Genomic DNA, 21,725 nt, shown 5'->3' on the forward strand with positions numbered 1-21,725 from the left:
GGTCTCGGACGCGCTAGTCCTTTAAGGATTAGCTTTGCGGCTCATCTGCCTTTACCGTTACGGTAATGCCATACTATTATTAGAGATGTTCAGTGATGAATAGATTTGATAAGGTTAAATGTTGCACAAGCCATGAAATATTTATTGGTTGATGTCTTTAACGAACTTGGATTGCGTCAAAATCCCCTGGGATGGACTGAACAGGAACGCCAGCAGAAAAAGCCCAAAAGCTACTAGAACGATGGCAGACCCCGAAGGAATATCCAGGTAGTAGCTCAAATACATCCCGGCAATACTGGCAAATGCCCCCAGACAGCCACCCACAATCATCATCTGGTGCAGCTCTTTGACCAGCAGATAAGCCGTGATTCCAGGTGCCACCAGCATGCCCATCACCAGTAAAACTCCTACGGTTTGCAGACTGGCAACCACCGTCAGGCTAATAGCGGTGACCATCCCGAGGTAATACCAGCGCACCCTCATGCCACCAGCCTGAGCACCAATAGGGTCAAAGGTGTAAAACAAAAGTTCTTTGTAAAACAGCCAGACGCAGATCAGAATGATTAATGTGATGGCGAAGGTCAGCTTCAGATCGCCCTGGTTGACCCCCAGGATGTCGCCAAACAAAATGTGAATCACATCGATACGGTTTGCTCCTGGCAGCACCGTTACCAGTGTTGTGCCAATGGCTAAAAACGATGAAAAGATCAATGCCATTACGCCATCCAGCTTGAGCCGGGATTGCGACTCAATACCCGACAGCACGACGGCACTCACCACCCCCGCCAGCAACGCCCCCACCGACAGGGGCCACCTCAGAAACACGGCTATCGGCAACCCGGCCATGATAGAGTGAGCAATCATATCCCCCATCATGCTCATCTGCTGCACGATCATGTAGCTGCCCACGACAGCGCACAAAATGCCCATCAAAATTCCCATAATCAGAGCATTGCGCATGAATTCAAAGTTGAGGGGTTCAAGTAGTACGTTCAAGAAATTCTCCTTTTGATTGATCAATTCCGATAGTGTAGATATTAGGCGGCGACGGATAGTACCGGCCCTTCGTAGGCGGTCAGCAAGTTATCTTCTGTCATGACTTCGTGGCGCTGGCCTTTGGCGACAATGTGCTTGTTCAGCAATAACAGCTGATCGTAATTATCCAGGGTTTCGCTGAGGTCATGGGTGATGATGAGCAAGGTTTTAGCCTGGGTCTTCAGCTCGTTAAAAATGTCGAACATAATGGATTCCGTTTTCTTATCCACTCCAATGAAGGGTTCATCCAGAATCAGGAGTTCGGCTTCTTTGGCCATGGCGCGGGCTAAAAAGACCCGCTGCTGCTGCCCCCCGGATAGGTCGCTGATGCTGCGATCGCGGTACTCGTACATTCCCACCCGCTGTAGCGCCGCCTTCACCAGCTCGCGAGATTGGCGACTGGGCCGACGAAACAGCCCGGTTTGCAGGGTACGACCCATCATGGCAACATTCCAGACAGTGACGGGATAGTCCCAATCAATTTGCGATCTTTGGGGCACGTAGGCAACCTGGGAAAGCTGCTGTGTCAGAGGTTTCTCTTTCAGCAGGGCGGTACCCGTAGCCGACTGAATCAGCCCCAGCATGGCTTTAACCATCGTGCTTTTACCCGCCCCGTTTGGGCCAAGAATGGCCACTGACTCGCCAGGGTCAAAGGTAAAACTCACATTGTTGAGCGCCGTGAAACTGCGATACCTCACGGACAAATCTTGAACAATCAGCATAGTCTGCCTCTAGAAAAAAGTGAATAGAAAATGAAAAAAATATGATAATCATTATCATAAAATATGATGATGGTATACTATTGCAAATACATATCAAAATTTAACAATTTCCCAGTTGAGGGGGAATTGAGAGTAGTCGTTTGGCTGCATAATGCTGCTAGATAAGACTTCCGGAGGGTTGCCAAGGGGAGCGACTGAATTTTTCAGTCTGCTCAGTTGCGACAACCTTCTGTTACAGATACAGACTGGGTTTGTTTGCCACGGTCATGTTCTGGACTTAATGAGATATTTTCTCGATTATATACTTATTCAGGAGACTTCAATGGGTTTTTTATTTCAGTTAAAGCCTCGTTTTGCAGGCACTTTTGCTGCTTTAGCAGTTGTGGTTGGCTTGGCGGCTGGTGGCGGCACTGCTGAGACGATAGCCACCCAGAGGGAAGGGAGAGATGCCGATGAAATCGCCCAGGCAGATGGCGGGACTCCGGAGGTCGTCGCCTCCTACAGCGTTCTCTGCAGCATGGTGGAGCAAATTGCGAAGGGGGTGTTGGAACCCAATTGTCTGATCGACTATGAACAAGACCCGCACACATATCAAGCTAGGCCGTCTGACCGACGGGCGATCGAGGTAGCGGATGCCGTGTTCTACGCGGGCATGAACTTTGAGCCGGCGATTATTGAGATGGCGGAAGCAAGCACTACCCCAGCTCCCAAAGTGGCGGTACACGAAAAAGCCGTCCAGGATATTATTGAAGTCGAGGAAGAACCCGATCCCCACATTTGGCATGACGTTGAAAACGGCATCCGCATGGTAGAGCAAATCGAGCAAACCCTGGTTAAAATCGACCCCGACAATGCCGACACCTACGCCAGTAATGCTGATACCCTCACCAGTAAGTTGGAGCGCTTAGACGCCTGGATTCCCAAACAAATTGCTACCATTCCAAAGAATCAGCGCCGTCTGATTACCACCCACGATGCCATGAGCTATTACGCCAGAGCCTATGGTATGGTGGTCGAAGGTACCCTGCTGGGGCTCTCAACCGAGGAAGAACCCACAGCAGCCGAGGTTAAATCCCTATCCGAGAGGATTAAGGCGATCGGTGTCCCCGTTTTGTTTGCGGAGCTGACCGCCAACGACAAGGTGCTGGGTACCGTCGCCAATGAGGCGGGCGTGAATATTTCAGAGGATGTGCTGATTGCCGACGGCATCGGGGAAAAGGGCACTCCCGCAGGCAGCTATCAGGGTATGCTGGTTTACAACACCTGCAGCATTGTGACCGGCTTGGGGGGCACCTGTTCGAAGTTTGAGTAAGCCCGATGCTTCTGGGCCAAGCGGCCCAATCAGAAAAGTGTTAATCAGCTTTACAACAAGCGTAAAGCCAAGTACCAAAGTCATCTCAAAGGGAACAGAAAAAGCAGTCGGATATATTGAAGCATTGAGTTATCATCGGAACCGTTTTGTCGATAATTATCTGTATAACACCAGTTTCTTAGTGCTTGAGTATTTAACCACAAATAATATTGGTACTGTAGTCATAGGAAAAAATGATAACTGGAAACAAGGTGCAAATATAGGCAAAAAAAACAACCAAAATTTTACCCAAATACCACATGAGAAGAAAGCCCAAGCAAATTACTTATAGAACCCCTGAGTGGTATCTCCCCAAAGGTTAGAGTTTTTGGCAAAGGAGTCAGGAGGACCGAGTCATATAAAATCCGGTTGAATACTTATCTTATGTTTAGGGGTGGGAAGTGTGAGGAGGGTGCGGAGTGTGGGGAGAAGGGGAGGTCGAGAGATTGGATTGAAGGCTCCGAAAGTGTGGATAGTATTATAAACATATACTGTATAACCGGATTCTATATCAGGAGTCAGGAGATTGAAAAATAAAATATGGGAAAAAAGTTGAAATTTGCCCCCATCTCCCCAAACTTCCCAAACTTCCCACACTTCCCACACTTCCAATTTATAGAACCCATTTGGGTTCTATAAATGTCAGCTAGCAGGAATCAAGGTCATTGAAACAGAGGAAAGCTATACAAGCAAAACATCTGCCGTTGACCTTGAGGAACCAATTAAACGTGAAACTTATGGGGGTAAACGAGTCCAACGTGGTTTATTCAGGAGTGCAACTGGTATAGTCATTAATGCCGATATCAATAGCAGTCTTCAAATATAAGATAAGAAATTCCCAGAGGCATTTACTGCCGTTTGCGCAGCATTCCGAAGGATGGGAATAGTGAGCTGCGCCGAGAGCGCCAGTATTGGTTAATCCAATATCAAGATAAAAGCTCAGATCGATTTTCTATAGTTTTATTCGTACGGTTGAAGTAAATTTACAATTTTGTTGGGTTGGGAGCATCACCATACACTGTTTTCGGGTCAAAGGTTTTCTCCGTTTCGGTAAATATTAACTGAATTGGTTCCTGGGAATCAATAGCACTTTTTCCCGTAGGAATACAGCGATAAAAACAAGAACGATAACCTACATGACAACTAGCTCCCGAACCAGCTACTTTAACCTGCATCCACAGACAATCTTGGTCGTCATCAATAGCTAACTGCTGTACTTTTTGCACCAGTCCACTAGATTGACCTTTATGCCATAGCTGCTGACGACTGCGACTGTAATAATGAGCCTCTCCCGTTTCAATGGTTTTAACTAACGCCTCTTCGTTCATATAGCCGTGCATCAGCACTTCACCAGTGTTGACATCTGTGGTAACTACTGGAATCAAACCATTGGCATCAAATTTGGGGGCAAGTAACAAACCTTCCTCAACCTGTTCTACGGAATTCCGGGCGGTAAATAGGGGATTCATGTTAGCTAAATTTTGTAATGAATGATAATCATTATCACATACAAAGCAGTGTTTAATTGGCGTTGCTGAAATGTAATGATAAATGTTGTAGAATTCAAAACATTATATGTCCGAAATGTAACTCCACACACACCAGGAAAAATGGCAGAAGACGTGGCCAACGGTTTTTCCAATGTCGAATATGTGGTCGTTAATTCGTTGAATACCCTAAGAGTCAACCCTATTCACCACGGATGAAAGAACTTCGTCTTCTGCTGCACTATCTAAAATTTCAAACTCTTCCTACATAAGCATAGATCATTACTAATCAGCAACGCCGTTTAATTTACCTAGAAACTTTGGCAGTCAGGCGATTGAGCAGTTGATTTAAATAGTCGGGCAGATGGGAATATTGATGGGGTTCATTCAAGTCTTGGCAATCTGTATTAAACTCGCAGTCTGGTAAAATTTTTCCCGTGTTGCCATCGACAAAAACATTCCAATATTTACCTATTAAACCGACAATACTAATGTTAATCATCCACTCATTATTATCAAAACAGGTTGCACCTACAACCTCAAACAAGTGACGATGTTCTGGAAATACTTCCAGATTGGACAACAGATAATCAAGGGCTGTTTGTTTGATAGTAGTTAATTCTAACATACAGGTGTAATCTTCAAGTATTTACCAGAAAATTTGGTTTAAAGCCTCGCCCATAAGCGGGCGACTTTTTAATTGATTTTATGTCAATAAATATGTTATCCTAAATGTTAGCTTAAGAGTCAAATTATGAAAGCTATATTTAAGTATCGTAACCATTGCAGCAATCTTTGAATGATTTAAACCGTAGGGGCGAACGGCCGTTTGCTTCGCATAACTATCGTTAACGCCCCTACAAACTTTTTCAGTTCGACAAAAGGCAAGAGAAAAGGTAGACCTGCTAAACCTCCTAAATTTAAAAGTAGAAAGTCAAAGCAAACTGCTAGGTTTACAAAGGGAGGATTTAAAGTTGGTCAACACAAAGTTTATTTGGCTAAGATTGGAGAGCTGAAAATACTATGGTCAAGAGAGTTACCGAAAAATTAAGGTATAAAGCCTCTCCATTCATGGAGAAAAAAGCGGTCGAGGGATGGCGAGGTCCCCTCGCCATATCCAATCGACCAAGAGAAGAAAAAAATTCCTTTTAATCCAATCCTCTTCTTTTCAAGGAGAGGTAATTCGCGCATTCGCGCATTCGCGCATTCTAAATTCTTGAACTACAGCTCCATCATCAGTAACAGTAATTAAAGATTGTAGGGGCGATTTCCTGCGGAATGCTGCGCAAACGCGAATCGCCCCTACTAGATATTCCTTAAGTTTTGTAGTAGAAATACAACCAGAAATCTTGCCTCAAACTGATAATTCAGTAGGTATAGATTTAGGTATCAAAACCTTTGCCACATTTAGCGATGGCACAAAGATTTAAGACCGCTCTTTAGGCTAATATTTAGATTTTTTAGTCTGATATTCTAGATTAGTAACGAAATAACTATATCCCCTAAGTAAAAATGTTAACTATTGGAACACAAAAAAGCGATCGAATTAGCACAATTACTAATACAACTTGGGCTGAATATATTAGTTTAGATTTGCCCAGTAAACGAGTTTCATTTCGCAATGGAGTTATTACTATCGTGTCCCCAGGACGTAACCATGAATTAATTGGTGATTATATTAGAGCAATTATTTGGGCTTACTGCCGTCAAAACAACCTTGCACTGTTTCCTTACAATCAAACTACTCTTAAGGAAGAAGGAAAAGAAGGGAAAGAACCTGATGTAGCTTACTGTTTTGAAATAGACAAAGACAAGCCAGATTTGGCAGTAGAAATAAATCTAACATCAGGGAGTATCGACGATTTAACTAAATATCAATACTTAAAAATTCCTGAAGTTTGGCTATGGGAAAACAATAAAATTAGATTTTTTGTTGATCGTGATTCAGGATATTTAGAATTAACAATAAGCAATTCTCTGCCTAACTTAAACAGCGATCGCGTGACAACAATTGTTAATAGTTGTTTTGGTAAAAGTGTTTTAGAAGTAGAAAATTATTTCCGTTAAAGCTTAATTAAAAAATAACAAAAATGAATCAAAACGAATCTTTACTACCCTTAAAAATCGCCGTCCTAACAGTTTCTGACACAAGAACCGAAGCCGACGATAAATCGGGTAAAATATTAGTAGATAATTTAACTACAACAGGTCATTTATTAGCAGAAAAAACTATTGTTCCCGATAACATTTACCAAATTCGTGCTGTAGTATCTAGATGGGTTGCAGATGAATCTGTCCAAGTAATTTTGACTACTGGTGGTACGGGAGTTACAGGACGAGATGGTACACCAGAAGCCATTAAACCACTCTTAGACAAAGAAATTCAAGGGTTTGGTGAGATATTTCGGATGATTTCCTATCAAGAAATTAAAACCTCTACCATTCAGTCTCGAACTTTGGCAGGCGTAGCTAACGGTACTTATATCTTTTGTTTACCTGGTTCTAGTGGTGCTTGTCAAACAGGATGGAGTATTATCAAAGAGCAACTTGATTCTCGTAATCGTCCTTGTAATTTGGCTCAATTGATACCGAGATTAACTGAAACTTAAGAGATGATCAGGCGATCGCTTTGTTACTTAAAAAACTGTGAGCTAGAGAAAGCCATCCCGTTTTAACCGATGGCCAGGACGTTTATCTTCTGAAACCCTCAATAATGATCTGTATCTTTCTGCTGTTGACTTTGAATTATCCCAATTAGATAATGATTGATTTATATCATGTTCGGATAATCACTTATAATAAAGTCATTGCGACTGGAACGGAGTGGAAGGAAGCAATCTCAGGGGTTTGAGATATCTCTTCTATCTATAATCCTAATTATAACTATTCAACCGAACATAATATTAATCATAATTTTTCTCTAATTCCAACAGACTAAGAACTTTCATTTTTATCCCTCCTATATTCTGATGAATTGAATCTAGTAGGGCTAGTTATTTTTAGTTAATAGACTTGTCGCTTTATAAATAAAATAGTTATTTAACGGCAAGTCCATTATTTTATTAATGTGGTTAGCAGTTTGTAAAGTAAACAAATTAACTTTAGGTTAAACACCTTCACACATTGAGCATAATGTTGAAATACCTTGCTCTACTATAATTACAGCTAAAACATAAGCTATCGCCAATAAGTATGCTTTTGGTACTGTTCTTAATATTGTAATTTGCGCAAGCTTATTTAGTATTCTGTATCTTAAGGTTTTCTCACTAACATTTTTTAATAGCTCTTGTACAAAAGTGTTTTCACACAAGGTTTCACAAATTGCAGAAGAGATTTCTTCTTGAGAAAGTCCTGTCAAATCTGAAAGAGTATCTTCTATAACTCCATTAAAAGTTTCAAGAAGGTCAAACGTGTCTTCAGATACATCATCATTAGGTTCAACTATCATCCGAGCTTGAGATATACTTTCAAGGTCAACTTGCATAGTTATTCTAAGTATTATTAACAACTAACAATATTTTAGCTCTGTATAATAAGATCATCAAATAGAAGGCCATCAGCAGGACCAAAAACTCGCCAAGTCTTTCCACTACATGGGAATTATTACCACTGATTTTGCATATTCTTGATGCCGGCTACAAATGCCGCACCGAGCAATTGACAACGCTCGTAAAAATCTTGTTCACTGGTGTGGATGTTAGAGGTTTCGTTGGATGTTACAAGTCCCCTATTATATTCAATTGTCACCGTATTTATGGTTTTTGATATTAGGTTGTCATCATTAATGTCAAGATAATAATTGGCTTTTTTTATCACTTCTTCTAACCTTTGCAGCATCGTATTGGTAGCACCATAAACATCAGGACGCGATTTTTCCCAATTATCAATATTAATGGGTAGTCTGTTAGAAGCCTCCCGTATCATGCTTATAAACGGATCGACAAAAGCTTCCATTTGATATCGATTAACAGTACTGTATTTATCTGGTTCGTCAGGACTTGAGACATCTAGGACAGACACCAATGGTCTAACTAACTCTTGATACGATTTCAAGTCATGGGTATTGCGCAGATAATCTAGTAGTGCTTTGGTATCTGTACCACCATTGTGCGGTGCAAATTTAGTTAAGTTCATTCCATCTAGTTTTGGTGAAAATAACGCATCGAGTATTTCATGGGAAAATGCTGAATAACTATGTGGTTCTAAACAGATAATAGGATAATTCGGATTTGTCATATACGCAGCAGCACGACATGCTCCAGCTACAGCAATACTCAAATCATGATTCTTTTTTAACCCTAGTTTTGTTTCGACCGTAGGCTGAGAAATATCTTTGTATAGAGGAGTCCCACGATAAGTGTGTGTATTGTAGACCTGATTAGTTCTACCTTCTTTTGCTGGAGCGCGATTGCCATTGCTGATAATTAAATTTGTCAATACTGCCGAACCACAGACAAAATTTTGATTATTTTGCCAAATACTTCCAGATACCTCCAAAACCCCAACATCTGCTTGATTCCAAATTGTGTAAGGATTGCTAGAGCATACCGATTCATCAGCAATTACGTCATCAGATAATAGTCCATCAACACAAGAAGGTGGTAAGGTTCCGGCATGTGGTACATCAAGTATCATTTGTTTTTGAGTGCCTAAAGTACTAGGTCGGATAAAGCTTATGCTAGAGTCACTACGCCCCGTAATAAAAAGTGTATCGACCAATGATACAACGTATACGGGCGTATCTTGATACTCAAAATATGGTCGTGCCACCAAATGCATGGCATTGTACATTTCTTGTGACGTATTAGGAAATTGTTTTTTTAACCAACTAGAGAATATGACTTGATCTGAAAACTCTTCGAGTATATTTCGATTGCTTAAATCCTTTCCTGTAAAACGCTGTATAAAATCAATTGCTGTTGTGTGCATGGCTTTGCATTTATTTTTCTAACATAAACTAAATAAACATTACCAGGATATCGCGGGAGTATGAAAGCCCCGTCTTTTTAAAGCGGGGATGAAAGACGACACGGAGTAATTTATTGCTCCGTAATATTTTATCTGTTATGTTTATACCAAGTATGATAGTATAAGAATAGGAGGTGATACTATGTTGGTTTTTGAGTTCAAAGCATACGGAAAATTAAACCAGTACTTGGCAGTTAATGAAGCAATCCGTACCGCTCAGTTTGTCCGTGTGCGACGTGAAAGTCGCGTGTAAGGCGCATCAGCGCTAGTAATTGAGGAACTACTCCTCTAGAGGACTCTTTCCCTCTATTCCTATGTAAAAGGGTCACGAACCCCGCCTACTTTGGGAGTAAGTAATGAAACCACAAGGAATGCAAGGCACAAAAGCGAGATATACGGACAACTCAGTTGATATATCCCGCAAAGGAAAATTCCGAAAGGGTTAACGAAAGTGAATCATCATAAGTTCCGTGAACTGTAGCAGGCGAAATGAGTTGATACGCCCGACCAAAAGGTAAGTAGGTAAGTCATTGACGTGCGTACTTCAATGACGAAGGAGTATAATCCCTACCGGAATATAGATGGAACCCAATCCGAATGAATATTACACACGTGAAACACGGTAAGCCCCACTGGCTCTTGGACTAGATGAAAATCCAAGTAGGTTGACCGCAAGGAAAACGGATATGCCGAGGGGGTAAAGGATGCCAGAGAAAGCAAAAGCCAAGGGTAATGCCTTGGATAGGGGTTCAAGATTTGCCCTACACCAAAAGGTGGCAGACTTCTGGTAGGTCTTCAACGATAAAATCAAAGTAAAGGAATTGAACCGACGTGGAAGATAGGGTCAGCAATGACATCGGAACGAAGGAACCGTTAAATACATGGGAATCCATCGATTGGAAGCTTGTGAATAAACGGATTAAAAACCTGAGACGGAGAATTTATCGAGCAACTCAGAATGGTCAGTGGAACAAGGTTCGCAGCCTTATGAAGCTGATAATAAGAAGCTACTCCAATTTACTGTTGTCAGTGCGAAGAGTAACTCAAGAAAATGAGGGGAAAAATACGGCTGGCATTGATGGTCAGACGGTAAGTACACCCGCACAAAGAGTAAAACTCGTCAAAGAAATGCAGGAATACGCCCTATGGAAAGCTCACCCTGCTAGAAGGGTATATATTCCAAAAGCTAATGGAAAACAAAGACCATTAGGGATTCCAACAATCACAAATCGCATAGCACAAGCAGTACTGAAGAATGCACTCGAACCTAACTGGGAAAGCCGAATGGAAGCCAGCAGTTATGGATTCAGACCCGGTAGAAGCTGTCACGATGCCATACAACACACCTGGACACGCCTTAATAAACAAGGAAATGACAGGTGGGTATTAGATGCAGATATCAAGGGCGCATTCGACAACATTAGCCACAACTTCATACTCAAAACTATTGGGGAATTACCAGGTGCAGAGTTAATTAAGCAATGGCTAAAAGCAGGTTATGTAGAATCCGAGATATTCCACGAAACGGAAAGCGGGACACCACAAGGGGGAATAATTTCACCCTTATTAGCTAATATCGCACTGGATGGAATCGAACAATTCCTCAGTCAATTCAAGAAAAGACAAGGGAAAAACAAATCTCCTAGAGCGCCCAAATATGGGTTCGTTAGGTATGCTGACGATTTCATTATTACCGCCGAAACAAAAGAGGATATTGAGGAAATAATCCCCTCGGTAAAAGAACTCCTCAAAACAAGAGGACTGGAATTAAATGAGGATAAAACCAATATTGTTCATATAGAACAAGGATTCAACTTTCTGGGGTTCAATGTCCGTCACTTCCAGGGAAGCTGTCTAGTAAAACCTCAAAAGGAAAAAGTAAAACTATTCCTTAGAGAAATACGGAAATGGCTCAAAACTAACAAACACGCCAAGCCTGAAGCAGTTATCCGATACCTAAACCCCCGAATCAGGGGGTGGGGAAACTACTATAAACACGGGGTAAGTAGCAAAACGTTCAGCTATGTTGACCACCAAATTTTTCAAGCAATCTGGAAATGGTCATTAAGCAGACACCCAAACAAGGGAAAGAAATGGGTAGCGGGGAAATACTTTATCACTGTTAACGGCAGAAAATGGAATTTCCACGCAATAGTCAACGATGGAAATGGGAAAAAGAAAAACTTAATCCTTACGAAACTCGGAGACTTACCAATAACCCGTCACGTCAAAGTCAAGGGAACAGCATCCCCCGACGACCCCAAACTAACCGAATATTGGGAAAAACGCAGAACCAACTACGGGAAAACATACTTTGCTAGAGGTTCAAAGCTATTTAAGGTAGCCCAAAACCAAAGCTGGAAATGCCCAATATGCGGTGAACACCTGTTTAATGGAGAAAAGCTACAAACCCACCATAAAGTGCAAGTAAAAGATGGAGGCACCAATAAGGAGGACAACCTAGTCCACCTACACCTCACCTGCCACAAGCACGTACACACGGGTAAAGGTTCTGAGATTTTGAAGGCTTGAGCCGGATGATGGGAAACTGTCAAGTCCGGTTCTTAGGGGGGAGAGATGCGGCGACGTATGCTCTCCTACCCGACAATAGCTGCATTCGCTTATGGATGGACAATAAGCGAACGGGTAAGAATGATTTGCAAAAATATTGCTCTGTACTTGCCAAGGAATTTCCCTTTGCGAATGAACTCAACTCAATGGCTAGACAAGCCAGCGCAGAAAGAGCATGGTCATCTATTAATCGTTTTTATGAAAACTGTAAAAAAGGAGTAGCTGGTAAAAAGGGGTTTCCAAAATTTCAAAAAAATTGTCGTACTGTTGAGTATAAAACTACGGGTTGGAAGTTAGCACCTGACCGTAAGTCAATAACTTTTTCTGATAAGAAAGGCATTGGACGCTTAAGGTTAAAAGGTACTCGTGATTTGCACTTTTTTCAAATCAAGCAAATTAAACGAGTTCGATTGGTAAAACGTGCAGATGGTGTTTATGTTCAATTTTGTATTGATTCAGAACGTCGAGAAGATATCACGCCAACGGGGAATACCGTAGGTTTAGATGTTGGATTAAAGGAATACTATACCGACTCAAACGGCGAGGTCGTCAAAAATCCAACTTTTTTGCGTAAGGCCGAAAAAGTCCTTAAACGGGATCAACGTCGAGTATCAAAGAAAGAAAAAGGTTCAAACAATAGAGGCAAAGCTAGACATATTTTAGGTAAGCGCCACCTTAAAATAAGTAGGCAACGTAAAGACCATGCTGTGAAGTTAGCACGGTGCGTAGTTCAGTCTAACGACTTGATAGCCTATGAAGATTTGAGAATCAAAAATATGGTGAAAAATCACTGTCTAGCTAAGTCTATTAATGATGCGTCCTGGTATCAGTTCCGTGTATGGCTTGAATATTTTGCAAAAGTATTTAAGCGTGTCACGGTTGCTGTTAATCCTCAATATACCAGTCAAAATTGCTCTAGCTGTGGAGAAGTTGTTAAGAAAACATTGTCTACCAGAACTCATGCTTGTAAGTGTGGGTGCGTGTTGGATAGAGATGAAAACGCAGCTATCAATATTTTGCATCGTGGACTTAGTACGGTAGGGCATACCGGAACTACTGCGCTAGACGCAGAAAACGCTTGGGGAGATGAAACCTCTACTCAGCTTGGCGCAAGCTTGGTTGAGCAAGTATTGTCGCGGAACCAAGAATCCCCGTCTCGTGATTAGCGGGGAGTGTCAACATATCTGATATTTTCAGAGTTCAAAGAAAAATTAAACATAGCTAAGACAGAAATTTGGCTCAATTGATGGCGAGATTGACTGAAACTTAGAAATAATAAAATGGTATTGTCTAATAGCCTGTAATTTGCTAGTGTACTTAAAGTCTGAATATATAACCCAATCAGCTAAATTAACAGCTATCTAAGTCAAGTCCAATGGAGGGATTAATGGTTACATTAGAAGATGCCAGAAGAGTAATTAGTGCCGCCGAAAAAAAAGCACTCGAAATTGGTCAACCAATGAATATAGCAGTAGTGGATGGGGGAGGAAATCTGGTAGCCCATGTACGAATGGATGGAGCTTGGATCGGAAGTATCGATATCTCCATTAAAAAAGCGTACACTTCGCGGGCGTTCAATCTGGCTACTAAAGATTTAGCCGAACAGAGTCAATCAGGAGGACAATTTTTTGGGATTCATGCCTCTAACAATGGCAAAATCATGATTTTTGCTGGGGGAATACCCCTTGACAGTGAAGGACAAGTAGTGGGGGCAATTGGAGTTAGTGGGGGGTCGGGAGAGCAAGACCATGCCGTAGCCCAAGCTGGAGCCGCCGTATTTTAGTTGTTGAAACGCCATTAGAAATGGATAAGGTAAAATCAGGCTTAGAGGAGTCTATTTCTTCTCACTTGATTCTACCTTCATAGTTACAAGTGATTGGGAGTGTAAATTATAATTGTGTTGGGTTAGGGGCATCACCATAAACGGCTTTTGGCTCAAATGTTTTCTCGGTTTCAGTAAAAGTTAACTGTAGTGGTTGCTGGGAAGAAACAACACTTTTGCCCGTAGGAATACGGCGATAAAAACAAGAACGATAACCCACGTGACAACTAGCCCCCGAACCAGCTACTATAACCTGCATCCAGAGACAATCTTGGTCATCATCAATTGTTAACTGCGCTACTTTTTGCACAAGTCCACTGGATTGACCTTTATGCCATAGTTGCTGACGACTGCGACTGTAATAGTGAGCTTCTCCCGTTTCAATGGTTTTAACTAAAGCCTCTTCGTTCATATAAGCATGCATCAGCACTTCACCCGTGTTGAAATCGGTGGTAACGACTGGAATCAAACCATTGCAGTCGAATTTGGGAGCAAGGAACAAACCTTCTTCTACTTGTTCTACTGAAGTTCTGGCAGTAAATAGGGGATTCATAGTGGCTCAACTTTTCAATTTTGATAATCATTATACTATAAAAGGAATTCCCTTTAGCTAATTAACAGTCCACCCCAAGCAAGTAATAGAGAAAAAAAGATTGCAGCGATCGCTTCATTGCCAAAATTCCCCACAAAAAGAACCAGATCGATCCCCATACGTTCAAGGGCAATTCGATCTTTAGTTTCCCATTGGTCGTGAACATCTCCCACGACTGCAATTTTTACTTTTGCTTTCATGACTACAGCGATATTGGCGTTCTACTTGAAGGTGCAAACGGTTTCTCAAAACTAATCCCAATACATCTACCACAATGTGACGTTTTCTCCCTTTCACTTTTTTCAAGCCATCCACACCTCGTTCAGGCCCTGTGCTTGGTGCGCGTTCCCTAGGCGAGGTTTCCTCGCCGGGGTCGCATCCGCTTTTTGATGTCCCTCCACAGATTGACTGTCAATCAGTCCCAAACTTGGGGACTGATTTCGCCCTTCTTTTGTCCTCACTTTTGCTATGAGTTTCTCATTGATTTCTTCCCACAGATGCGTTTTAACCAAGCGACGATAGTAGCCGTATACCGTTTGCCAGCAGGGGAAATCATGGGGTAATGCTCTGTTCCTGCTGATTTGCTTTAAATTTTTTTACTTTTTCACATTAATACAGTTTTGTGGCGTATCTTGGCCACTGACTATAAAATTTTGGCAAGTCATTATCAGGTAGTTGTTCTGTCCTAAAGTGTAACCAATGAGAGCTACAAAGAGAACAATTCCGACGAGACCAATAATCAATCTACGTTTAAGAAGAAGAATCTGCGGATTGGTAAAATGGAAAAAGACATAGACTACATAGGGTAAAGAAATAGTAAGCACCAGAATACCTACTATATGAATCCAGACATCCTGTATTTGTCCAATTTCTGATGGGTCATCAATAATTTTAAGGATCAGCCAGATAGTTGGTAAGGAGAGTATGAAATACCCCCACGACTTTTGGCCAGGCAGAATGTTCTTTTGTACGACTATAGTTATTAAAAGAATACTCAAGGAAAATAGCCATATTGATAGAATATGTCCCAGGAAAATAACTCCGAAAGCACCAAGATTAAAACTAAGATCCCAAGCATAGTACACAAGCCCAAGGATCGGACCAACTAAAGTAGTTATTTTGCTTTTTGATATTTCTTGCTCTGTGTTCATATCGCTTACTTTGAGTCTGTTTTTGTAGAGTCGAAATGGCGTTGGAGAATGCGTAATGTTTAAGCAGAAACTGGCACAGTTTTAAATCTCAAGTAATGTACGAGTAAACGAATCGAATACTTTAACATTGTCAAAGACTTAGAATAGCAGAGAGTTTTTCGATGAAGTCTGGCTAAATAATGTCTTAGACGAGTATTTTCTCCTTCAACGCGGGTCATATAAGTTTTGCTAACAAGATGGTCTTCTGGTTCAATTTTTCGGTTGAAGTCCCAGTATGAGCTCATCCTCACACCATACTTCTATATCTGCCTGTGGGTATTTACTTTGAAGTTTGGCTAACTCAAGAATGATTTGAAATTTTTGATGAACAAGATTTTGGATTTGAGAATTGCTAGAATGATTAATATTAGGTTTTTTTTAGTTAAAGCCTAAGGCTTTGTTGCAGTATCATTCCATAATGTGCAACTCCGAAAACATAGGATAACGGGTTAACACTTTTGCGATTTCTTTTGCCTTGCCGTTAAGTAGATAGTGTAAGTCATTACCTGGTAGTCGATCGGCTCTGAGAACGCCACCTTTCATTTCAATTTGGTCACTCGTTGCAACACAATACTGATTAAAGTCTTGCCCTGAGGCTGTTAGTGGCCGAAACTGCCAAAAGTCTTCTTTCTTAGTAGTTTCATCCGTGTAGTTTACACTCAAATCAGTTATATATCCACTCATATCGCTGTCGGCACCATTTATAAATGCCTGAGCTGAGCATGTTCCACCGCGAATCACTAAACCTGCATACGATGGTTGGGAAAAACCAATTACGCTAATGGTGACTACAAGCATAACTATAATCATGCTTCGCAAGTAACTCGAAACCCAGGTTGGAATATTTGTCATAACCTTAGTTATTCTATTCATTGAATTTTTACCTCTTTGATAATGATATTGAATTGTTCCTCTTTGATTAGAGGTTTAGACAGCATGTGCAGGATAACTCCCTCGAGCAACATATTATCTAGCACTTGTGGTCCTACACCGAATTTTGGCGTGTGATTGTGCAAATACTGGACAATCTGCTGATTGAGTAGCTTCCCTGTAAACTGCTTCTGTAAATAAGACGATTTCCAACAAGAATTTCTGAATTTTTTGACTTAAAATTTTTTTTCTAGGGGTAGTGGGTCAGCAAGGTTAAAACAGCTCAATCTAAACTCTAAGCGATCGCTTCATTACTCAATTGTTGCTTCGAGCAATCTTAACTTACACTGACTGAGCGATCGCCGCTGTAGCTTTCAGATCAGCCCCCTGCCCCAGATGCTGTAGCTTGGGATAACAACTCCGGTAATTCCCCTCGCTCACAAACAACCACATAATACGAGTACGCCGATTCTGGGGCGTTGCGGGACAAGGAGCATAAGCATCAGTGTAAACGATCAGAGCATCATAATCCCGGTGTTCCTCCAGATAGGCCAAAACTGGGCTAAAATTCGTCCCTCCCCTTCCCGTTAACTGAACCTCCCGCTGGGCGCGACTGAACGTCATCACGTCAGTTGTAATCTTCTTTAAACATCTTAAAGGTATCTGAAGCATATTGAACTTGTGCGATCGTACTGTCAATACTGGCAATCATTCCTAAAATTGCCAAGAACCCAGAATAGATGATTTGCTTCATGATTACTGTCTTCCTTGCCTTCACATAAAGCTCTAGTTTAGCCGTTCGCTTACTCGCAGCAGGAAAAGAAAATTACGCTATCTGGGTGCTCAATGCCCCTTTACTGGAAGGCTATGTTCGACTTAGACTTTAGCTAATTAACAGTCCACCCCAAGCAAGTAATAGAGAAAAAGCGATTGCGGCGATCGCCTGTCTACTTAACAGCAATAAGGCAAATCGAAGAGACTGTTCTCGCGTAATAGTTAACAGAGTAACTAAACAAGGTAGCAATACTCCTGCTATATACACCCCAGTCAAAATCTGCAATGGAGTTAACATAGCCAAGGTTTCTGGTTCGGCAAATAATAGCAGTCCATCTTTGCGAATAGAAGCTAAAATAATAGGCAATGAGGCTTCAGGGGGTAAATTAAACCATCCCATTAAAGGATTGATAATATTGGCTAAAGTTGCGATCGCTCCTAACCAATTCAACACAGAAGCAATAACGGTAATAACTAAAAAGATGGGAATTGCATTGAACAAAAATTGATTAATAGTTGACTTAGTTTCGCGCCAAATTACTAACCCATGAGGAAATTCTAAAAATGCTCTTCCTTCGATTACTAGGGGATTATGATTCGATTTAGCTGTAGGGGAAGAAATCATGTAGGTATATATCAAGGTAGTTGCGGTTAGATACAGCAGGTAAGGAATTATCAAGTAAGGTAACGAAGCCGCACTAAACACCCCTAAAGTTGCGCCAAACTGATAAGAACAAGCGGAACCAAAAGCGATCGCCGAAATACAAGTTCCTCTAGAACAACTAGAACAAGCACGGGTACTAACCACCGCAGGAACATTACACCCCATACCCATAATTACTCGCACTAAATCCCGTCCCGATAACCCAAACGGACGGAGTAAAGGATTGAGAGCAATAGTAATTCGTTCTATTAACCCACTAGCTTTATATGCCCCCAAAAATAGGGCATAGAGAATTACTGTGGGCATCGCCCAAATAAACAGCAACGGACTCATAGTTATCAGTCCATACTGACCTATGAGTATTTCTCTTAACAAGATTGGGAGTTGGGATAAAAGTTTAATAATGGGAGCGACCGCATTTTGGACTATAGAATCTGCTAAAGTCGCAAAGGAGTTAGCACCCCAGACAGCAATAATCGCAGGAATAAGTAATAGAGCGATCGCCAATAACCAGCCCAGTCGAGGATGTTCTAACAGGGTTGGTTGGGGTTGAATATACCAGCCAGCTCTTGTAGGAATCCATTGCGCGGGAAAAGGATGAGGTTCTTGCAGAGAAGCCAAAAGATAGTCTTTTTGTTCTATTGTGAGGTGGCGAGCATCTACAGTGACAATGTTCAGGTTAGAAGTTTCCCTCCATTCCCGAACCACTTGTTGAGTATGAACCGTCGATAATACCTTATCCCAGAAAGTAATCGCCACAACGCCCCGTTTATCTGCTACTAAAGGCAGTAGATCTGCCAAATCTCGATCTACGTCGGTTGCCTTGACTATCAGTAGCACGGTGTCATTTTCTTGTAGCTGTCTTAAAGCTTTCTTAGTAGTTACGCTGTCGGAACGATAGAGAATTCCAGGAGTATCAATAAAGGTATAGGCTTCAGATTGATAAGTGTCACAAGTCACTGTAGAACCGCGAAAATTGGCACTATAGGGAGTCTGCCCTGTAAGAGCCGCAATTAGTTGGGATTTGCCCGTACTCTCTTTCCCAATAACTACAATACAATCGCGTTCTAATTTTGACGGCGTAAAAATATTCATCTTATTTTTCAACAAACACAATCGTCATTACAGCAAGAAAGGTCATCTAAGAACAAACCTTGTCGGCGATAGGCTTCCAAGGTCGTTGTATCGATTCCCATACGTTGAGCGATCGCATTTCCTACCACAGCAAATCGCTGCCGAAATTTATAAATGAAACAAAAAATTATATTGCCGTGACGCACTGAAGGGCCGACGACAAATAATCCTGGAGTTAGGGTGGACTCATCTTCTTGAGTCAGAGCTGCATAGCCATTTGACCAGTCAAATAGAGGTGCGATTTGTTCTAAACTGCTATTAAACCCCGTACAGAGAATTGGCGGTGTAGAACTAAACCACTCTTCGTACTCGCTCTCCACCACATATCCTTTTTTTACTGCTTTGACTGCTTCAATGTACTTGTCTCCAATTAGTTCGATCCGACCCATAGAATAAGCTACTTCTAAACGTTTTATACTATAAGGAGACAAAGAAACACTAGGATCTGAGTCTAAGTTTAACCAGCTACTATTGCGATCGATTAACTTGACTTTTTTCCCTAATGCTGCCAAAACTGACGCTGCATCTACACCGCTTTCATAGCCTCCGACAACTACAAATTCCTCCCCCTCAAGCTCTGTCCAAGAACGTATTTGGGAATTATGAATACACAAATCTGCCCCTGGAAAAGGATTAAGATTGGGATATTGATACTCTCCTGCTGCCCAAATAACAAACTGTGTTCGCAACTCGCCTTTAGAAGTTTCCAAGACAAAGCCTTTGCCTTGAGGTAAAGCTGCAATAGTTTTCACATTTGTCTCGGTTTTTATAGGTAGTTGAAAATGCTCTGCTACAGTCTCCAAATACAGGGCATATTCTTTCCCTGAAAGATGTTCCTTTCTGAAACTGAGGGCAGGAGAAGTATTTAAAACTACTGCATTGAGATCCAGCAATCCAAAACCATGACTGGGAAACGACGGCGTAATGAATCCCATTTCTTCTGGCCAACGGCTAAAAGAAGCCCCGATTTGATGTCGTTCTAAAATGACAAAATTTTCAATTCCTAAATCTTTTAAGACTACTCCACAGCCAATTCCAGCAGCCCCAGCCCCCACAATTACAACTTCAAAACGATCGTTAGTTTTGTTCACCAGCAGACAATCTCGAATAGATACTTTATGATAATAATAATCATTCTATAAAAAAAAAGCTAGCTTTCTAACAAAAAATATTGGTGAGGCAGTGGTCAACTATAATTGATATCCTCCCATCACTACACTCCTGACGTTGCTATAGGGCGTTGCGAGAGCAAATGGACAAAAAAAACGCGCTCTCGTATAATTAGGGCTTGCTGAAAAAGTCTTTTTGCTAAGGCAGGGAGTAGGGAGTAGGGAGTAGGGAGTAGTGAAGAGTCAAGAGGAATCAGGAGTTGTAGAGGATGTAGAAGGAAAAATTATCCCTTGACTTGGGTGTCCCTATCTTGCCCAAAATCCTAGATTTTTGAACCTGAATTACCTAAAAGCTGGTACTCCCTTAGCACTTGCAAAGACTGAAATCTTTACCAGGGAATACTTTGATATTTATTCAGCCACGCCCTAATTAGAATAATCATAGTTAGTAAAAGTATAGTCAAATATAGACAGACTTGATTTCCGGCGCAGAAATTCCCTTCACTTTTGCTTTGAGAGATTAATTCTCCTGGGGTGAACTACGCACCTCTCTATCCCATAGCGGTTAAACGCATAAGGGAGATGCTTTTCGCAAAATGTTGTAAGAACCATTCACGTGACTACTGACAAAGAATTCCTCCATCAGTAAAATAGTTAAAAGTTTGCATTGTTTGATTACCTCTGTTTTCGGCGATTTTAAGGTTTGAATTTAATTTGATGGAAATGCTAAGACTCATTTCTTAAGAAAAGTTTTGAGTTACTTTGATCCAGAAACAAATCAAGTTCATTCTTTAATTTATCTGAAGTATGACGAAGGTTCTTTAACTTTTCTTGTGCTTCTGAGCTGAACTTTAGATTTTTAGCTATCAAAGAATTATCTGAGTCAATCCTTGTTTCAAGACTGGTAATAAATGTATTTGCTGAAAAAATATCTTGTGTGCAGAGATTTAAGAGTGTTAAACAATACTCCTTAGTAGATGCTTCATGTATAAAACGAATTGTTTCCTTTGTTCTTGCAACGTGCTTATCTATTTCTTTTACCATTACTTCTCTAGCATCTTCAATTCGAGCTATACCTTTTAAGTGGCTTCTATAACCTAAAATACCTAAACTAACAACTGCAACTGCTCCTGCTGCTGGGATAGTAAGAGGATTTGCTAAAAAAATAGCGGGTAGTCCTGTATCGTAATGGTGAATGGTGGCTGAAATGCTTGCTATACCGTTACCGAAAAAATTACAATGCACCACTACCAAATAGCGAAAGGGGTTGCTCCTGCTGCTACACCAGTTGTACCTCCTGCTGTTGTAAATCAATACTTTCAAGCTTTAATTGCCCCTCCTTCCACGAACCTTTGATCTACGCCAACTGACACAGCTAAAGTAGAACTTGAGAAAAACGGCTTAATTCTCAATCAATTTAGAATTAAAAACATCCT

At 41.3% G+C, this 21,725-nt stretch carries 25 protein-coding genes and 1 pseudogene; 9 read left to right on the top strand and 17 right to left on the bottom strand.

Features of this window, described 5'->3' with window-relative positions; genetic code table 11:
• Nucleotides 1-141: 141 nt before the first annotated feature.
• Nucleotides 142-996 carry a metal ABC transporter permease gene (locus F6K23_RS08820; RefSeq protein ID WP_293153511.1) on the bottom strand — a complete coding sequence of 285 codons (855 nt, stop codon included), beginning with the start codon at nt 994-996 and terminating at the stop codon, nt 142-144.
• A 41-nt stretch (nt 997-1,037) separates the two neighbouring features.
• Entirely contained in the window at nt 1,038-1,757 is a 720-nt protein-coding gene (locus F6K23_RS08825) for a metal ABC transporter ATP-binding protein (protein ID WP_293153514.1), read from the bottom strand.
• A gap of 322 nt (nt 1,758-2,079) precedes the next feature.
• On the opposite strand from F6K23_RS08825, the gene F6K23_RS08830 reads away from it, so the two are divergent.
• Nucleotides 2,080-3,069, top strand: a complete 990-nt coding sequence (locus tag F6K23_RS08830; protein ID WP_293153517.1) for a metal ABC transporter solute-binding protein, Zn/Mn family — start codon at nt 2,080-2,082, stop codon at nt 3,067-3,069.
• Nucleotides 3,062-3,400, top strand: a complete 339-nt coding sequence (locus F6K23_RS08835; RefSeq protein WP_293153520.1) for a hypothetical protein — start codon at nt 3,062-3,064, stop codon at nt 3,398-3,400. Before F6K23_RS08830 ends, F6K23_RS08835 begins: the two co-directional genes overlap by 8 nt.
• 62 nt (nt 3,401-3,462) lie before the next feature.
• Here F6K23_RS08835 and F6K23_RS08840 read toward each other — a convergent pair whose 3' ends face one another.
• Nucleotides 3,463-3,720: a hypothetical protein gene (locus tag F6K23_RS08840; protein ID WP_293153523.1), complete on the bottom strand. Its 258-nt coding sequence runs from the start codon at nt 3,718-3,720 to the stop codon at nt 3,463-3,465.
• Nucleotides 3,721-3,772: 52 nt separating this feature from the next.
• Here F6K23_RS08840 and F6K23_RS08845 point away from each other — a divergent pair, with 52 nt between their 5' ends.
• The gene (locus tag F6K23_RS08845) at nt 3,773-3,934 is read left to right on the top strand and encodes a hypothetical protein (RefSeq protein ID WP_375340749.1); all 162 of its coding nucleotides are present in this window, start codon (nt 3,773-3,775) and stop codon (nt 3,932-3,934) included.
• A gap of 157 nt (nt 3,935-4,091) precedes the next feature.
• Here the strand turns inward: F6K23_RS08845 and hisI (F6K23_RS08850) are convergent, their stop codons facing one another.
• Complete coding sequence (gene hisI / locus F6K23_RS08850; protein WP_293153526.1) at nt 4,092-4,577, bottom strand: phosphoribosyl-AMP cyclohydrolase; 486 nt, start codon at nt 4,575-4,577, stop codon at nt 4,092-4,094.
• A gap of 325 nt (nt 4,578-4,902) precedes the next feature.
• Complete coding sequence (locus tag F6K23_RS08855) at nt 4,903-5,223, bottom strand: hypothetical protein (protein ID WP_293153529.1); 321 nt, start codon at nt 5,221-5,223, stop codon at nt 4,903-4,905.
• Nucleotides 5,224-6,107: 884 nt separating this feature from the next.
• Here F6K23_RS08855 and F6K23_RS08870 point away from each other — a divergent pair.
• The gene (locus F6K23_RS08870) at nt 6,108-6,662 is read left to right on the top strand and encodes a Uma2 family endonuclease (RefSeq protein WP_293153532.1); all 555 of its coding nucleotides are present in this window, start codon (nt 6,108-6,110) and stop codon (nt 6,660-6,662) included.
• Between the two features lie 23 nt (nt 6,663-6,685).
• Complete coding sequence (moaB, locus tag F6K23_RS08875) at nt 6,686-7,204, top strand: molybdenum cofactor biosynthesis protein B (RefSeq protein ID WP_293153535.1); 519 nt, start codon at nt 6,686-6,688, stop codon at nt 7,202-7,204.
• A 497-nt stretch (nt 7,205-7,701) separates the two neighbouring features.
• Here the strand turns inward: moaB and F6K23_RS08880 are convergent, their stop codons facing one another.
• Nucleotides 7,702-8,079: a hypothetical protein gene (locus F6K23_RS08880; RefSeq protein ID WP_287325097.1), complete on the bottom strand. Its 378-nt coding sequence runs from the start codon at nt 8,077-8,079 to the stop codon at nt 7,702-7,704.
• A gap of 119 nt (nt 8,080-8,198) precedes the next feature.
• On the bottom strand, nt 8,199-9,524 hold the full coding sequence (locus tag F6K23_RS08885; RefSeq protein ID WP_293153544.1) for a hypothetical protein: 1,326 nt from the start codon (nt 9,522-9,524) through the stop codon (nt 8,199-8,201).
• A 181-nt stretch (nt 9,525-9,705) separates the two neighbouring features.
• On the opposite strand from F6K23_RS08885, the pseudogene F6K23_RS42825 reads away from it, so the two are divergent.
• The 4 genes and pseudogenes from F6K23_RS42825 to F6K23_RS08900 all read left to right on the top strand — a co-directional run.
• A pseudogene (locus F6K23_RS42825) lies at nt 9,706-9,792 on the top strand (RNA-guided endonuclease TnpB family protein); the annotation flags it as partial.
• Nucleotides 9,793-10,394: 602 nt separating this feature from the next.
• The gene (gene ltrA / locus F6K23_RS08890; RefSeq protein ID WP_293153546.1) at nt 10,395-12,095 is read left to right on the top strand and encodes a group II intron reverse transcriptase/maturase; all 1,701 of its coding nucleotides are present in this window, start codon (nt 10,395-10,397) and stop codon (nt 12,093-12,095) included.
• An 8-nt stretch (nt 12,096-12,103) separates the two neighbouring features.
• Nucleotides 12,104-13,300, top strand: coding sequence for an RNA-guided endonuclease InsQ/TnpB family protein (locus tag F6K23_RS08895; RefSeq protein WP_375340750.1), 1,197 nt, complete (start codon nt 12,104-12,106; stop codon nt 13,298-13,300).
• 221 nt (nt 13,301-13,521) lie between these two features.
• A complete protein-coding gene (locus F6K23_RS08900) occupies nt 13,522-13,917 on the top strand; it encodes a heme-binding protein (RefSeq protein ID WP_293153552.1) in 396 nt (131 codons plus the stop codon).
• 106 nt (nt 13,918-14,023) lie between these two features.
• On the opposite strand, the gene hisI (F6K23_RS08905) is transcribed toward F6K23_RS08900, so the two are convergent.
• The 10 genes from hisI (F6K23_RS08905) to F6K23_RS08950 all read right to left on the bottom strand — a co-directional run bounded on the left by hisI (F6K23_RS08905) (nt 14,024) and on the right by F6K23_RS08950 (nt 21,543).
• Nucleotides 14,024-14,509: a phosphoribosyl-AMP cyclohydrolase gene (gene hisI, locus F6K23_RS08905; RefSeq protein ID WP_293153555.1), complete on the bottom strand. Its 486-nt coding sequence runs from the start codon at nt 14,507-14,509 to the stop codon at nt 14,024-14,026.
• 53 nt (nt 14,510-14,562) lie between these two features.
• Nucleotides 14,563-14,748 carry a hypothetical protein gene (locus F6K23_RS08910; RefSeq protein WP_375340744.1) on the bottom strand — a complete coding sequence of 62 codons (186 nt, stop codon included), beginning with the start codon at nt 14,746-14,748 and terminating at the stop codon, nt 14,563-14,565.
• Nucleotides 14,749-15,144: 396 nt separating this feature from the next.
• Nucleotides 15,145-15,699, bottom strand: coding sequence for a hypothetical protein (locus F6K23_RS08915; protein ID WP_293153558.1), 555 nt, complete (start codon nt 15,697-15,699; stop codon nt 15,145-15,147).
• Between the two features lie 59 nt (nt 15,700-15,758).
• A complete protein-coding gene (locus F6K23_RS08920) occupies nt 15,759-15,983 on the bottom strand; it encodes an IS1 family transposase (RefSeq protein ID WP_293153561.1) in 225 nt (74 codons plus the stop codon).
• Nucleotides 15,984-16,146: 163 nt separating this feature from the next.
• Nucleotides 16,147-16,590, bottom strand: a complete 444-nt coding sequence (locus F6K23_RS08925) for a hypothetical protein (RefSeq protein ID WP_293153564.1) — start codon at nt 16,588-16,590, stop codon at nt 16,147-16,149.
• A gap of 360 nt (nt 16,591-16,950) precedes the next feature.
• Nucleotides 16,951-17,232: a VWA-like domain-containing protein gene (locus F6K23_RS08930; RefSeq protein ID WP_293153567.1), complete on the bottom strand. Its 282-nt coding sequence runs from the start codon at nt 17,230-17,232 to the stop codon at nt 16,951-16,953.
• Between the two features lie 4 nt (nt 17,233-17,236).
• On the bottom strand, nt 17,237-17,362 hold the full coding sequence (locus tag F6K23_RS08935; protein ID WP_293153570.1) for a hypothetical protein: 126 nt from the start codon (nt 17,360-17,362) through the stop codon (nt 17,237-17,239).
• 129 nt (nt 17,363-17,491) lie between these two features.
• Nucleotides 17,492-19,141, bottom strand: a complete 1,650-nt coding sequence (locus F6K23_RS08940; RefSeq protein ID WP_293153573.1) for a nucleoside recognition domain-containing protein — start codon at nt 19,139-19,141, stop codon at nt 17,492-17,494.
• 8 nt (nt 19,142-19,149) lie between these two features.
• Entirely contained in the window at nt 19,150-20,271 is a 1,122-nt protein-coding gene (locus F6K23_RS08945) for an NAD(P)/FAD-dependent oxidoreductase (protein WP_293153576.1), read from the bottom strand.
• Nucleotides 20,272-21,015: 744 nt separating this feature from the next.
• Nucleotides 21,016-21,543, bottom strand: coding sequence for a hypothetical protein (locus F6K23_RS08950; RefSeq protein ID WP_293153579.1), 528 nt, complete (start codon nt 21,541-21,543; stop codon nt 21,016-21,018).
• Nucleotides 21,544-21,725 lie beyond the last annotated feature (182 nt).

The organism is Okeania sp. SIO2C9 (assembly GCF_010672455.1).
Taxonomy (GTDB): Bacteria; Cyanobacteriota; Cyanobacteriia; order Cyanobacteriales; family Microcoleaceae; genus Okeania.

Coding starts and splice junctions, on each gene's coding strand:
- F6K23_RS08825 (WP_293153514.1), bottom strand. CDS start 1,757: ATGCTGATTGTTCAAGATTTGTCCGTGAGGTATCGCAGTTTCACGGCG.
- F6K23_RS08830 (WP_293153517.1), top strand. CDS start 2,080: ATGGGTTTTTTATTTCAGTTAAAGCCTCGTTTTGCAGGCACTTTTGCT.
- hisI (WP_293153526.1), bottom strand. CDS start 4,577: ATGAATCCCCTATTTACCGCCCGGAATTCCGTAGAACAGGTTGAGGAA.
- F6K23_RS08855 (WP_293153529.1), bottom strand. CDS start 5,223: ATGTTAGAATTAACTACTATCAAACAAACAGCCCTTGATTATCTGTTG.
- F6K23_RS08870 (WP_293153532.1), top strand. CDS start 6,108: ATGTTAACTATTGGAACACAAAAAAGCGATCGAATTAGCACAATTACT.
- moaB (WP_293153535.1), top strand. CDS start 6,686: ATGAATCAAAACGAATCTTTACTACCCTTAAAAATCGCCGTCCTAACA.
- F6K23_RS08880 (WP_287325097.1), bottom strand. CDS start 8,079: ATGCAAGTTGACCTTGAAAGTATATCTCAAGCTCGGATGATAGTTGAA.
- F6K23_RS08885 (WP_293153544.1), bottom strand. CDS start 9,524: ATGCACACAACAGCAATTGATTTTATACAGCGTTTTACAGGAAAGGAT.
- F6K23_RS08895 (WP_375340750.1), top strand. CDS start 12,104: ATGGGAAACTGTCAAGTCCGGTTCTTAGGGGGGAGAGATGCGGCGACG.
- F6K23_RS08900 (WP_293153552.1), top strand. CDS start 13,522: ATGGTTACATTAGAAGATGCCAGAAGAGTAATTAGTGCCGCCGAAAAA.
- hisI (WP_293153555.1), bottom strand. CDS start 14,509: ATGAATCCCCTATTTACTGCCAGAACTTCAGTAGAACAAGTAGAAGAA.
- F6K23_RS08910 (WP_375340744.1), bottom strand. CDS start 14,748: ATGAAAGCAAAAGTAAAAATTGCAGTCGTGGGAGATGTTCACGACCAA.
- F6K23_RS08915 (WP_293153558.1), bottom strand. CDS start 15,699: ATGAACACAGAGCAAGAAATATCAAAAAGCAAAATAACTACTTTAGTT.
- F6K23_RS08920 (WP_293153561.1), bottom strand. CDS start 15,983: ATGAGCTCATACTGGGACTTCAACCGAAAAATTGAACCAGAAGACCAT.
- F6K23_RS08925 (WP_293153564.1), bottom strand. CDS start 16,590: ATGACAAATATTCCAACCTGGGTTTCGAGTTACTTGCGAAGCATGATT.
- F6K23_RS08930 (WP_293153567.1), bottom strand. CDS start 17,232: ATGACGTTCAGTCGCGCCCAGCGGGAGGTTCAGTTAACGGGAAGGGGA.
- F6K23_RS08935 (WP_293153570.1), bottom strand. CDS start 17,362: ATGAAGCAAATCATCTATTCTGGGTTCTTGGCAATTTTAGGAATGATT.
- F6K23_RS08940 (WP_293153573.1), bottom strand. CDS start 19,141: ATGAATATTTTTACGCCGTCAAAATTAGAACGCGATTGTATTGTAGTT.